The organism is Bacteroidales bacterium (assembly GCA_016709865.1).
In the GTDB taxonomy this organism is placed as follows: Bacteria; Bacteroidota; Bacteroidia; order Bacteroidales; family VadinHA17; genus LD21.
Window position 1 is genome coordinate 618,702 of sequence record JADJLX010000002.1, and the last position, 13,868, is coordinate 632,569.

Sequence of the window (13,868 nt, forward strand, 5' to 3'; positions counted from 1 at the left end):
AATAAAAAAAAGAACTATCACAGAGTTACACTGAGGAGACACAGAGTTACACAGAGAAAAATCATCTCTTGAATGCTGCTAATCCTTCATCGAGCCATTTTTTGTATTCTTCAACATTGAGATTTGTAGGTGTTGGCGTATTTAAAGGATTCCCGTCATGATCAGCAATTACATATAACGGTAACGCATTGGTTTTAAACAATGAGATCTCCAGATCCTCATTTACCTTACCAATAGTCTTTTTCTGTTTACCATCAAGTGAAGATACAATCCATTCATTTTCAGGAAGCTGTGTTCTGTCATCAACATACAGAGCAATAATCACGAAGTTATCCCTCAGCCGGCGGAGCACCTCCGGATCGGACCAAACCTTTGCTTCCATTAGTTTGCAGTTGGCACAGGCATGACCTTTAAAATCGATAAGGACAGGCTTCCCCTGTTCCTTTGCACAGGCCAGGCCCTGCTTATAGTCGAAATATCCTTTCAATCCTAAAGGCATGTCAAATAATTCTGAATGCTTTGGCTCGGAGCATAATTCGCTTGTACTCACTGCCTGAACAGAAACTGGTCCTGAAAATGATCTGTTCTCTGAGATGATTCGCGGGATATTCAGTTCTGTAGTTGAAGCTGAAGGTAGGAATGATGATAAAGCCTTAAGCGGAGAACCAAACAGTCCGGGGATCAGATATATTACAAACGAGAAGACAATTATGACAAGGAATAATCTGAAAGTACCAATGTAGGGAAGATCACTGTCGTGTGAGAATTTAATCTTACCTAAAAGATAGAATCCCAACAGGGAGAAAAGAACGATCCATATTGCCAGGAAAAGATCGCGCGATAAAAGTCCCAGGGAATAAACACTGTCAACAGTCATTAAGAACTTCATGCTGAAAGCCAGCATAATAAATCCAAGAACCACTTTAATAGAGTTAAGCCAGCCGCCTGATTTTGGCATTTTGCTCATCACAGAGGGGAACAATGCAAATATGGTAAACGGAAGGGCGAAAGCTACACCAAAACCAATCATTCCGATGGTTGGTCTTAACACATCGCCGCTGGCAGCCTCAACAAGAAGAGCTCCCACTATTGGACCTGTACAGGAGAATGAAACAATAACAGTTGTAAGACCCATGAAAAATGCAGCCAGCATTCCTCCCTTGTCAACCCTGGAATCGGCTCCTGCAACCCATTTGTTTGGTAAAATTATTTCAAAGGCTCCGAAAAATGAAGTGGCAAATATTACAAAAAGAGCGAAAAACAAGGTGTTGGGAATCCAATGTGTACTTAAGGCATTTGCAAAACCTGCACCTGCACTGGTTAGAGAAACAATTATCCCGAGTGAAGAATAAATCAGGACTATCGAAATCCCGAAAATAAGTGCCTTAAAAATGGATTTACTTCTATCCTGCGAGCCTTGTGAAAAGAAGGCTACAGTCATTGGTATCATCGGAAAAACACAAGGTGTGAGCACACCGGCAAATCCAGCCAGTAAAGAAATCAGGAAGAATTTCAGAAGTCCGCTGTCAGTACCGGTCTGTTTTGGTTCAACACCTGCCCTATCTTTTGTGGCAGCGACTGAGGTACCTTTTTCAGCAATAACAATATCAAAATCAACGTCTTTAGGCGGTGAGCAGGTGGCGTTATTACATGCCATGTAGTTTACTGCACCTCTAACAGTAAAAGAAGGATCTATTGCAGTGATCTTCTGACGGAATTCAGCTTTGTCACTGAATGTCTTTATTTTGAAACCGAATGCTTCATCGAACATTTCTACCGGTTCAATGGCTTCATAAGTTTTACCTTCCAGTTCATACCCTGATACTGAATCGAACCTGAATGATGTTGGAATCGGTCCGCCGTCGGGGATATCCATCGAATAAATATGCGAGTGCTTCTCAATTGTTGCAGTAAATATCAATTCATACTGCTTCTCTCCAGTCTTTATATAAGTGAAATCCCAGGTTGCGGGATCGAAGATCTGACCTGATGCATATGAGGCAAACAGAACAAAAGATATAAGTAGTAATTTCCTTTTCATTCCTGTATTGGTTTATAAACATTCAAAAAATCGATTAACCGCAAAGGTCGCAAAGTTTTTTCGCAAAGGACGTAAAGAAAGATAAAAAAAGAACTTACACAGAGTTACACAGAGGAGACACAGAGTTACACAGAGGTATACAGAAAAATTAAAATAGTGATTTGCCTTTTGCCCTGAGCCCCTGGCCCCCATGCTCTGAGCTTTACGCTTTACGCTCTACGCTCTACGCTTCTATCAGGCCAGATCTATCTCATTATCATATCGGTCGTAGAAATGATATTCGAGCATATGATATGATGTAACTGCCTGAACCTTAAGACTTATCTTGTATTTAAAATTCCATTTCCTGCAGACAGGAATAAGTCCTTTTTTAAGATAAGAAGCAACAAATGGATGGACATTCAGGATTATTTTTCTTGTTTTGATCTTATCAACAATGAAAGATAGGCCTCTCTCAAGTTCATCTGTAAATAAGATTGTCGGTTTTGTTTCACCGGTGCCCTGGCAGGAAGGACATTTTTCGTCTGTTACAATGTTCATTTCCGGCCTGACCCTCTGGCGTGTGATCTGCATCAGTCCAAATTTAGTAAGAGGAAGGATATTGTGTTTGGTTCTGTCATTACCCATCACTTCCTTCATCTTGTCGTATAACAGCTGTTTATGCTCACCCGACTGCATATCAATAAAGTCAACAACAATAATCCCTCCCATATCTCTTAGTCTTAGCTGTCGGGCTATTTCAGTTGCTGCCTCCATATTAACCTCCAGTGCGTTTGATTCCTGGTCATTGCCAGTTCTGGACCGGTTTCCGCTGTTAACATCAATTACGTGGAGGGCTTCAGTATGTTCAATTATCAGATATGCACCATGTTTAAAGGAGACTGTTTTTCCAAAAAGGGCTTTAATCTGTTTATTGATACCAAAGTGGTCGAATATTGGAAGAGTGCTCTTGTATTCCTTAACGATTTTTTCTTTTTCGGGTGCTATCTCCCTGATATACTTACGAATATCATCAGCCAGGGAAGCATCGTTAATGTGAATGCTGTTAAATGTAACATTCAGCATATCGCGAAGGATTGTTGAAGTTCTGTTCATCTCACCGATAAACAGTTTTGGTGTCTTGGTTTCCTTTTTAACTGACACAAAAGCTGATTCCCACCTGTTTACCAGTTCTCTTAATTCAGCATCGAGGACAGCTACCTTTTTACCTTCGGCGACTGTTCTGACAATAACACCATAATTTCTCGGCTTAATACTCTGAAGAAGAGCCTTGAGTCGACTTTTCTCTTCAACACTCTCTATTTTAGATGATATGGATACCTTATCGGAATAAGGCATCAGGACAAGATTCCTGCCAGCGAGAGAGATCTCAGCAGCAAGTCTTGGCCCTTTTGTTGAAATAGGTTCCTTGGTTATCTGAACAATAACTGTCTGACCTGTGGTAAGTACATCTGTTATCTTACCATCCTTGTCAATATCCTGTTCAGGTTTAAACTTATGAACAGGAGGTACTTTACCCTGCTTTTGAAGAGCAGTCAGATAGTACTTGTGCTGAGTTCTGAACTGGGCACCAAGATCAAGATAATGCAAAAATGCGTCGCGCTCATAGCCTACATTAATAAATGCAGCATTGAGCCCGGGCATAATCTTTTTTACCTTTCCAAGGTAAATATCCCCAACTGAAAACCTAACATTACGCTTTTCCTTGTTTAACTCAATTAACTGCTTGTCTTCCAACAACGCTAAAGAAACCTCGGAATCACCAACATCAATGATTAAATCCTTGTTTACCACTTCACTATATTAATCTGGATTAATATGTACCAACCACACACGACATACTGATACAATAAACCTAAAGACCATCAGATCTTTAGGTTTAATATAATCAATGAATGACCACTTGCTGATCTGCTACTTCTTCTTATGTCTGTTCTTCCTCAAACGCTTTTTGCGTTTGTGAGTGGCCATTTTATGTCTTTTTCTTTTTTTACCGCTTGGCATAGAGGATTATTTCTTAACGTGTGATTTAACTTTGGTAATGAAAGATTTTGCTGGTTTGAAAGCAGGAATGTTATGTGCTGGAATAATAATAGTTGTATTTTTTGAAATATTCCTTGCTGTTTTTTTAGCTCTTTTCTTAACGATGAAGCTTCCAAAACCTCTGAGATATACGTTACTACCTTTTACCATAGAATCTTTAACAGTTTCCATTAAGGCTTCAACAGTTTTCTGAACTGTTACCTTTTCAATACCAGTGTTCTTGGCAATTTCATTTACGATGTCTGCTTTAGTCATTTTTCGTGAAGTTTAAAATTCAACAAATTATTTTGAGAATACGTTTTTTTCAACTGTGCAAATATAAAAATATTATTTGTTTAAATAGAAACACTTACAGAATAATTTTTTTAATTTTTTTTTATTAATGCCTTAAATACAATGAAATAGATGGAGTACTATATATATATAACATACACTCAGATCAAATTTCAAAACATAAAAACAGAACATAAGGAACTGATGCATTGAGCATTAATCAATAATTATAACCGGTGGTTGCAGAAAGTGGTTTTTTTCTTAACTTTACAATCCTGTAACATATTTACTAATTAATATATAACTACATGTCAATCAATAAAGTTATACTTGTTGGCAATGTCGGAAAAGATCCTGTTGTAAGGTATTTTGACAAAGGTGTTGCCAAAGCGACATTTCCTCTTGCCACAAGCGAAACATATACCAACCAGCAGGGGGAAACAATAACTTCAACAGAATGGCATAATATAGTCCTGTGGCGTGCTCTTGCCGAAGTGGCAGAGAAAACAATAAAGAAGGGTGCACAGGTTTATATAGTTGGGAAGATAAAAACACGGTCATATGTGGATAAAGACGGTGTTAATAAGTATATCACTGAGATTCTTGCAGATACATTGCTGACTCTGGAGAAGAAACAGGGCGCAGGAAGCAGTTCTCCGCAACCGGAAGCTACAAGAAATGATGTGCAGGCCAAGAGCAGTCCCGGTCAGTCAGTTAACGAACCTCCTGCAGAATACAACTCTGGAGCGCAGAATGAAGATGATCTGCCATTTTAGAGTATTTCACAAATAAATATTCAATTGGAAGCTGACCATACACTATCTGTTATATCAATTTTTACAACCATTCCGGTAAATGCTCTTGATTTTAAAACAATTACAGGGCTTATAGTACTCTTGATTTTATTATTCGCCTCAGGGCTGATGTCTGCCTCTGAAGTTGCTTATTTCTCTTTCAGACCCGAAGATATTGAACGGTTTAAATCAAACAAAAACAAACAGTCAAAGAGTGCCTTAAAGCTATATAACAAACCTGAAAGACTTCTGAGTACAATCCTGGTAGCGAACAATACAGTCAATATTGCCATTGTTTTGCTTGCTGCATTCATAAGCTCCAGAATGTTTGACTTCAGCAGTGAACCTGTAATCGGGTTTATTGTAAATGTCATTGTAATTACATTCCTGCTTCTGTTTTTTGGAGAGGTAATGCCCAAGGTTTATGCTTCAAAGAATCATATTGCTGTAGCACTTTTTATGGCATACCCTCTTACGTTTTTACAGAAACTATTTCTGCCTATTACTTCCCTGCTGATCTTATCCTCATCATTTGTAAGAAAAAGAACCGGCAACAGACATTCAAATATCAGTATGGATGATCTTTCAGATGCGCTGGAACTTACTTCTGATGAGAATAATGAAGATGATAAGATCCTTAAAGGCATTGTTAATTTCGGCAATATCAATGTAAGTGCAATAATGTGTCCCAGAATGGACGTGACATCAATTGACATAAGATCAGGTTTCGATAAAATAGTGCCTGTAATAATCTCATCAGGCTTTTCCAGGATACCTGTTTATTCAGGGTCCTTCGATACTGTTAAAGGAATATTATACGCAAAAGATGTTCTCCCCTATGTAAATAATCCTTCGGGATTTAAGTGGCAGGCACTTCTCCGGCCCCCCTACTTTGTCCCTGAAACAAAAAAGATAAATGAGTTGCTGAAGGAGTTTCAGACAAGGAAAATTCACATGGCTGTTGTAATTGACGAATACGGAGGAACTTCCGGCATTGTGACTCTGGAAGATATCCTCGAGGAGATTGTCGGTGAGATTACTGACGAAAGTGATCAGGATGAATTATTGTACAGGAAAATCGACGACAAGACATATATCTTTGAAGGAAAAATACTCTTAAACGACTTCTGCAAAGTATTTGAAATTGAGGAGGAAATCTTTGAAGAAGTACGGGGTGAGTCGGAAACTCTTGCAGGACTAATACTTGAGTTAACAGGTGAGATTCCTCAAAAAGACCAGGTAATAAAACATAACGGTTTTATTTTCAGAATTGAATCGGCCGACCGGAGAAGGATTAAGGAGATACGCGTTGAAATAGTCAAAAATGATGAGGAAAAGAATCAAGAGTAACCTGCTGCTGATAATTGTTTCTCTTTTAGCAACATACAGTTGCAGGGAAGTCTCTGTTCCAAAACCTAAAGGCCATTTCAGAATAGACCTGCCAGCTAAGAATTATACAAAGTTTTCAGGGATGTCTGATAAAAGTAATACGCCGTTCTCTTTTGAATACCCGGCTTACGGGAATCTCTCTTTTCAGACAGAAAACAATGATGAGACAGGCTGGTTTGACATTGAATTTCCTAGATACAGGGCTAAAATTTATCTTACTTATAAGGATGTAAAGAATGATTTCGCAGGACTGATGGAACAGACATATAAGATGAACGTTAAAAATCATATAGCTAAAGCGGATGCAATTAATGAACAACAGTTTAATAACCTGGAAAACAGAGTTTTCGGGGTCTTGTATGATCTGAAAGGGAACACTGCTTCCGCAGTTCAGTTTTATGCCACCGACAGCGTTAAGCACTATCTGAGAGGTTCTCTATACTTTTCTGCCGAGCCTGATGCAGATTCCCTGGCACCTGTAATTGAGTTCTTCAGAGAGGATATAATACATCTTATAGAAACTCTGAAGTGGAATAACTAACACTTATTTTAAATTAATGGGTTGTATTACAAAACATTATCTGAATGAATACTCCATTCTCGGGGTCTGGAAAATAGAGGAAGATCTTGACTCTCTTCTCCAGCTTGTTGTACTTGATAATGATGAAAAGAAAAAATATAAAAGTTTCAGCAGTAATTCCAGAAAACTTGAGTTTCTGAGTGTAAGAGCCCTGCTGGCAGACTTAATAGGGAAAGAAGCAAAAATAGTCTATAATAAAAATAACAAACCTTTTTTAAAAGACGGCTCCAGGTTTATCAGTATATCTCATTCACATAAACTTACTGCCATTCTGCTGAGCACGAACGAGAAAGTAGGAATAGATCTTGAATACATGAGCACCAATATTGCAGCCATTGCATTCAAATTCCTCAACAGAAAAGAAAAAGTCACAAAGGAACAGGAAGAGAGAAAATATCATCTTTATATTCACTGGTGCGCTAAAGAAGCACTGTATAAGATTTGCGACAAAGAGGGAATCAGTATCAGAAAAAACATTACAATTGAACCTTTCAAAGTTCAGGAATCAGGAGAGATTAAAGGTCAGGTCCGGACTGATAAAATAAATGAATCGTTTGATCTTTACTATTCAAAATATGATAATTACGCAATAGTATGGACAAAGAAAAACTATGAAAACAAACAATTTTCCAGCTAAAAAGAGTATTGCTCTTTTACTTGACCCTGATAAGGCTAAGGGCGACTCCCTTGTCAATGTCCTGAAAATTGCCGCAGACTGCAATACTGATTATATTCTTGCAGGCGGAAGCATTACATTTAACAGTATTGATACTTTAATTGAAAACATACGAAAACTCTGCTCAATTCCGGTAATCCTCTTCCCCGGGAACCTGTTGCAGCTCACAAAAAAAGCTGATGCTATCCTTCTTCTCTCCCTTATTTCAGGAAGAAATCCGGAATTACTAATTGGTAATCACGTAATTGCTGCTCCATATCTCAAAGATGTCAAAGATAAACTCCTGCCTGTTGGATATATTCTTATCAGTTGCGGAAACAAGACCTCAGTTGAATATATAAGTCAGACTGAAGCTATTCCATGTGATAAACCGGATATAGTTGTTGCCACAGCTCTTGCAGGTGAGATGCTCGGATTAAAAATGATCTATCTTGAAGCAGGAAGCGGTGCAACCAGTACTGTACCAACAGGTATTGTAAAAGCTGTGAGGGAAAATGTATCAATTCCAGTGACTGTTGGCGGTGGAATAAAAACAGCTAATGAGGTTGAAGATCTATTCAAATCAGGTGCCGATATGATAATTCTTGGCAATGGCGTTGAGAAAAATCCTAACCTTCTTAAAGACGCGTGCCAAATAAGGGACAATTTAAGAAGTCCTTTACCGAAATAATTCAAACATTGGTTCACCGGTACAGGCATTCGGATAAGGAATCTTGCAAAGCGAAGATAATGTAGCAGCAATATCCGTCATGTTAACTTTACGTGTTACAGTTGCCCTGTTTACTGTCCATCCATACCATATCAGAGGCACATGAGAATCATATTCATAAGGTGAATTATGATTTGTCACAAAATCAACCTCCTTTTCCACCCAACCCGGATTAAGCGTAACAATAACATCTCCTGATCGTTGCGGATTAAAATTATTAATGATCCTCTTCAAATTACCGTTTCCGAAATCATTTGCCTCAAATGCATAATACGGATAAGCTGCTGCCACCCCGGTAAACTGTACCAAAAAACGGGCAACCTTTTTCTGAACCTCTTCAAGAGATAACCTTGCATCTTCGATCAGAGTACGGTTAAGGAACACCTGCCTTTCAGAATAACCCTTTACCCAGTCACCTTCTCCGTAAACTGCGTTCAGATAACTTCTGAGCAGCTGCAATGCCTGATTTTGTTTGAAATATCCTGCAGGGATGCGGTTCTTTTCGAGGACAGATGGTATCTCAGAAACACCATGAGCAGATGTGAAATAGATAAGGACATTTCTTTTTCCGATACTGTCATTCAGAAATGATAACAGTTCTTTTATCTCATCATCCAGTCTCAGAATGGCATCACCCATCTCAACAGAGGATGGTCCGAATCTGTGTCCAATATTATCAGTTGCAGCATAGCATATTGAAAGATAGTCTGTTACTTCATCCTTTCCTAACTTCTCCTTCTCAATAAGTCTTATTGCAAAATCCGTTGTAAAAGAATTACCAAAGGGAGTCTCACGCAGTAATGAGTAATCGGTTTTGGAATTATTGAAACCCTTTGCTCTTATTTTCTTAAGATCATAAGGGAAATAATTCACACCATTAAAACCGGCTTCAAACTGATTGGAGTCAGCAAGGCAATCCTTGTATTCAGCAACAGGGTGAAACAGGTTCCATTCGCTGTTAATGTAACCTCCCGAGTAACTCATTGCATTAAAATCATTTATCCACACTGGCAACGAATCAACATAATATGTACTGGACATCCATGTTCCGGTAGTATTATCAAGCCAATAAGCCCCGTCAGCAGCATGTCCTGCTGAAAAAATTGCAGAACTCTCTTTCATTCCTATGCCAAAAACTTTTGCTCCTGTTTTTGTAGCCATCTCCAGCTCATCAGAAAATGTCGAAGCCTGAAGATTCACCGGAGAATGTAATCCTGACTCATAACTTCCTCCAACCGGATTTACCTCAATATCCTTTGAACAGTAAATCAGCTCATTTTTCAGGGGAACGTACCAGTTGTCTGATGTTATACCATGGAACGATGGTTCTGCTCCCGTTGATATGGTAGCATGGCCAGGGGCTGATTGTGTAAGCATGTATTCAAATGAGGCATTTTTAAAATAAGTACCTTCATTAATTAATCTCTTAATTCCGTTCTCGCTTAACCTGTCCCTGAATTTCTCAAGCTGATCGTATTTAAGCTGTTCAACAACTATACCTATCACCAGACGGGGCTTATCCGGAGGCAGATATGCACCCTGTCCGGACACTTTAAAAAGTATGGATATCAATAAAATAACAATTGAAAATCTCTTTATTATCGTTTCTTGATTTTTCATAACTGACAACGAAAATTCTTATAGGAATTATTTAAACAGCTTCTTCTTAATACGGAAGTAAGGTGCAAAAATACTTGTTTTAATTACAGAACCAAATGAAGGAGATTATTTTATAACCACGAACCTGCCATGCTCTGAAGCTCTGCTATTTATATTAGTAAAAACAACGGAATAGATACCGGCAGGCAATTTGCTGATATCAATCCTGACAGGAATTCCCGGCTGGGAAAAGGTCTTGAATTCACTCAGAAGCATACCTGTCTGATTAAAGATTCTGACATTTACAGATCCTGTTGTTATTTCATGGAGTAAGGCTTTTATTTCGCTTTTGGCAGGATTGGGATAAAGAGCAGGAGAGCCAGGTGTTGTAGTGTCGATACTGCTTGTTCTGGGTTCCATTTCCACAGTCAGGTCAAGTCTCTGTGAGGCCTGCAAAATAAGATCGCTTATCGTAGTGTCTTTATATCCATTAGCGGAAAATGTAAGGTTCCACGAACCGGGTGAAAGCATTCTTATGAAACTGCCGCTAAGTGTATCTGAATAAACATGAGAACTATCCTTATCATGACCGGTAATAAAAACCTTAGCCGGTACACCAGCTGATGTTACTGAGTTGATTGTTTTGCCATGTATTCCATATAATGCATTCTCAAGGTAACCTAGTAATGAACGCCAGTTATTCTGCCACAGAAGCGATAACTGTGCTGCCGGAGTAACATGAATATCATCAAGTTCAATAGTTACTTCGCGACCCTGTAATTCTGATGTTACAAAATCCTGTCTGCCTCCGTAAACCACATACCAGACTGCGCCGCGGGTAACTCCATTATCGAGGAAATTCATATATGCCGGTCCGGAATATACATGAACAGTATCTGCATAGGCTCTGCTAATGTTCCGAAACCAGATATCATCAGCATGAAACTTCGATAACCATCTGTCCCATGGATAGTTAACCACTTCCTTACCTGCATGAAAGTTGCATGAAAGTACAAACCTGTGGTTACGCATGAACTTAATCATATCGATTGTCTCTTTCTGCTTAACAGTATTCGGGGTAACCGGATCAGGGAAATTACGGTTAAGATCATACCCATTGGCATTATACCTGACCGGAGAACTCATCGTATTGCCTGTTTTATATGTGCCGTCAGGATTTGCAAGCGGATTTATCCAGATTTCGAGATTATCAACAAGATTTTTCACCCTGCTGCTGGTGTTATAATTCTTAAGCAGATAATCTGTGAGACGTAACATAAGAATGAAGCCGCCTGTCTCATCTCCGTGCATTGTGGAACTATAAAAGACTTCAGGTTCGTCCTCATCAGAAGAGACATTATCAGAAATCTTTATTGCAAATACCTTCTTTCCGTAAATACTGGTTCCTATTGTCTCAAGCTTACATAATGCGGGGTAAAGTGCAGCAAAGCTCTGCATTATAGAATCATACTGTGTGTAGGATGGATAGGTCTCCCAGGCCATTGCCTCCTCTAAACTTGCTGAAGAAACTATGCCCTTATGACCGGAATCAAACAGAATATCATAGTTATATTTCTGACTTATAAACCAATCTGCGGTAATAGGTGATAAACTTACATTTATAGTTTTCCCATCGGCAGACAGAATTGAGACATTGCGTGTCAGGATGTCAATACTTTTTCTGTCGGAGTATGGTATTGTGACAAGAACCTCGCCTTTTTGCTTAACAATTTCAAGAAGTCGTTTATCATTGTCCGTATTTTGGGAATAGCTCCCCGGCGCCAGGAAGAGTGCAATAAACAAAATAAGTATCAAACGCCTTATCATAAATACTTTATACGTTAAACCTTATATGCAGGATATCACCATCTTCAACAATATAATTTTTTCCTTCAACATAAAATTTGCCTGCTTCCTTACATGCATGCTCTGATCCAAGTCTGATAAAATCATTATACTTCATAACCTCTGCACGGATAAAGCCCCTTTCAAGATCGCTGTGAATTACACCGGCTGCCTGAGGCGCTGTCATTCCGGTTTTTATGGTCCACGCCCTGATCTCCATAGGTCCGACTGTGAAAAAGGTCTGCAGATTCAGCATTTTATATGCTGCTCTGACAAGTTTATCAACCCCCGGTTCTGTGAGTCCTGCATCCTTAAGAAACGCCAGACGGTCTTCTTTGTTCTCCAGTTCGGCAATTTCTGCCTCTATCGCTCCTGCAATTACAAGTATCTCAGCATCTTTGCCCTTGAGAAATTCTTTTACCCTTTCTACATAGCTGTTACCGCTGATGGCTGATTTTTCATCAACGTTGCATACATAGATCACTGGTTTTATTGTAAGAAGAAAGAGATCATCAATATACTTTCTGTCTTCATCGCGAATTTCAAGTGTGCGTGCATTGTTAAAGTTTTCAAAATGATCTTTGAAACGTGTCAGCACTTCCAAACCCTGTTTAGCATCCTTATCCCCTGTTTTTGCAGCTCTTTCAAGTTTCTGCATTTTCTTTTCTACCGACTCAAGGTCTTTTACCTGTAACTCAAGATCAATTGTTTCAAGATCCCTTACCGGATCAACCGAGCCATCAATATGCGGAAGTAATTCATCATCAAAGCATCTCAGCACATGAATAAGGGCATCGGTGTTTCGGATATCGCCCAGAAACTTATTTCCTACTCCCTCCCCTTTGTTAGATCCTTTAGCCAAACCTGGAATGTCTACAATCTCGACTGTTACATGAACAATCCTGTCGGTAACCTGATGTTTTTCAAGCTCATACAGCCTTGGATCGGGAACCTGCACAACACCCATATTTGATTTGGTTGCACTATAGGCAAAAGCGGTAGTTTCACCCTTTGTATTTGAAATACAGTTAAATATTGTTGTTTTACCAACATTCGTTATCCCAATTATCCCACATTGTAAAGCCATCAGAGCAGATTATTTTGTTAAGGTGCAAATTTATCACAAAAAACATGGAACATTATGATATTCTGATTTTTTTTGCCACCAAGGCACTAAGACGCCAAGGTACACAAAGCTAATACGAATAATTCTTCTGGTGATACTTTGTGACTTCGTGACTTCGTAACTTCGTGTCTTGGTGGCAAAATTTTTTTTCCTATCGAAAACCTGGATTATCTTTAAACCTTTTAATATATACTTCATCTAAGAGTAAAATCTGAATTGCAATTGAGTAATCTTAAGCCTGTCGATAATATTGCTGATTTACTTAAGACCGATCTGAATAAGGGATTCCGGCTTTTAGTTGAGAAATACAGCTCAAAACTGTATTGGCATATCCGCCGGCTGGTAATACTGCACGAAGATGCAGATGATGCCCTTCAGAATACTTTCATAAATGCATGGAGAAGTATTGGTGATTTCAGGAGCGAAAGCTCGCTTTACACATGGCTTTATACGATTGCAACAAATGAAGCCCTTACTCTTATCAACAAAAGAAAGAGGAACTCTGCGATATCAATCGACGACCTTGGGAGCTACTTTGAGAATTCCCATGAGGGTAATACCTGGTTCGATGGAGATGAAGCGCAAATAAAACTACAGAATGCTATACTCAAACTTCCTGACAAACAACGAATTGTATTTAACCTTAAATACTTTGATGAAATGACATATGAGGATATGAGCAAAGTGCTTAAGACTTCAGAAGGAGCGCTCAAGGCATCTTACCATCATGCAGTAAAAAAGATTGAAAAAATCCTTGAAGAAGATTAAACCTTTTTAATTTCTGACTATCTAA

Annotated in this window: 12 protein-coding genes; 6 read left to right on the plus strand and 6 right to left on the minus strand. The window is 38.9% G+C overall.

Annotated elements, in window-relative coordinates:
- Positions 1-61: 61 nt before the first annotated feature.
- The 3 genes from IPJ16_04565 to IPJ16_04575 form a co-directional block, all read right to left on the minus strand.
- On the minus strand, positions 62-2,041 hold the full coding sequence (locus IPJ16_04565; protein ID MBK7626462.1) for a thioredoxin family protein: 1,980 nt from the start codon (positions 2,039-2,041) through the stop codon (positions 62-64).
- Between the two features lie 234 nt (positions 2,042-2,275).
- A complete protein-coding gene (locus IPJ16_04570) occupies positions 2,276-3,835 on the minus strand; it encodes an Rne/Rng family ribonuclease (protein ID MBK7626463.1) in 1,560 nt (519 codons plus the stop codon).
- Positions 3,836-4,051: 216 nt separating this feature from the next.
- On the minus strand, positions 4,052-4,339 hold the full coding sequence (locus tag IPJ16_04575; protein ID MBK7626464.1) for an integration host factor subunit beta: 288 nt from the start codon (positions 4,337-4,339) through the stop codon (positions 4,052-4,054).
- 326 nt (positions 4,340-4,665) lie between these two features.
- On the opposite strand from IPJ16_04575, the gene ssb reads away from it, so the two are divergent.
- From ssb to IPJ16_04600, 5 genes are all read left to right on the plus strand, one after another.
- Positions 4,666-5,133: a single-stranded DNA-binding protein gene (ssb, locus tag IPJ16_04580; protein MBK7626465.1), complete on the plus strand. Its 468-nt coding sequence runs from the start codon at positions 4,666-4,668 to the stop codon at positions 5,131-5,133.
- 123 nt (positions 5,134-5,256) lie between these two features.
- The gene (gene gldE, locus IPJ16_04585; protein ID MBK7626466.1) at positions 5,257-6,501 is read left to right on the plus strand and encodes a gliding motility-associated protein GldE; all 1,245 of its coding nucleotides are present in this window, start codon (positions 5,257-5,259) and stop codon (positions 6,499-6,501) included.
- Entirely contained in the window at positions 6,476-7,081 is a 606-nt protein-coding gene (locus tag IPJ16_04590) for a gliding motility lipoprotein GldD (GenBank protein ID MBK7626467.1), read from the plus strand. The genes gldE and IPJ16_04590 overlap by 26 nt, the downstream gene beginning before the upstream one ends.
- 16 nt (positions 7,082-7,097) lie before the next feature.
- Positions 7,098-7,757, plus strand: coding sequence for a 4'-phosphopantetheinyl transferase superfamily protein (locus IPJ16_04595; GenBank protein MBK7626468.1), 660 nt, complete (start codon positions 7,098-7,100; stop codon positions 7,755-7,757).
- Complete coding sequence (locus tag IPJ16_04600; GenBank protein MBK7626469.1) at positions 7,732-8,466, plus strand: geranylgeranylglyceryl/heptaprenylglyceryl phosphate synthase; 735 nt, start codon at positions 7,732-7,734, stop codon at positions 8,464-8,466. Before IPJ16_04595 ends, IPJ16_04600 begins: the two co-directional genes overlap by 26 nt.
- Here IPJ16_04600 and IPJ16_04605 read toward each other — a convergent pair.
- The 3 genes from IPJ16_04605 to ychF form a co-directional block, all read right to left on the minus strand.
- Positions 8,455-10,125: an alkaline phosphatase family protein gene (locus IPJ16_04605; GenBank protein MBK7626470.1), complete on the minus strand. Its 1,671-nt coding sequence runs from the start codon at positions 10,123-10,125 to the stop codon at positions 8,455-8,457. The two genes, IPJ16_04600 and IPJ16_04605, sit on opposite strands and share 12 nt — an antisense overlap.
- A 105-nt stretch (positions 10,126-10,230) precedes the next feature.
- Positions 10,231-11,931, minus strand: a complete 1,701-nt coding sequence (locus tag IPJ16_04610) for a T9SS type A sorting domain-containing protein (GenBank protein MBK7626471.1) — start codon at positions 11,929-11,931, stop codon at positions 10,231-10,233.
- Positions 11,932-11,938: 7 nt separating this feature from the next.
- Positions 11,939-13,036 carry a redox-regulated ATPase YchF gene (gene ychF / locus IPJ16_04615; protein MBK7626472.1) on the minus strand — a complete coding sequence of 366 codons (1,098 nt, stop codon included), beginning with the start codon at positions 13,034-13,036 and terminating at the stop codon, positions 11,939-11,941.
- 261 nt (positions 13,037-13,297) lie between these two features.
- On the opposite strand from ychF, the gene IPJ16_04620 reads away from it, so the two are divergent.
- A complete protein-coding gene (locus IPJ16_04620; protein ID MBK7626473.1) occupies positions 13,298-13,843 on the plus strand; it encodes an RNA polymerase sigma factor in 546 nt (181 codons plus the stop codon).
- The last annotated feature ends 25 nt before the right edge of the window (positions 13,844-13,868 follow it).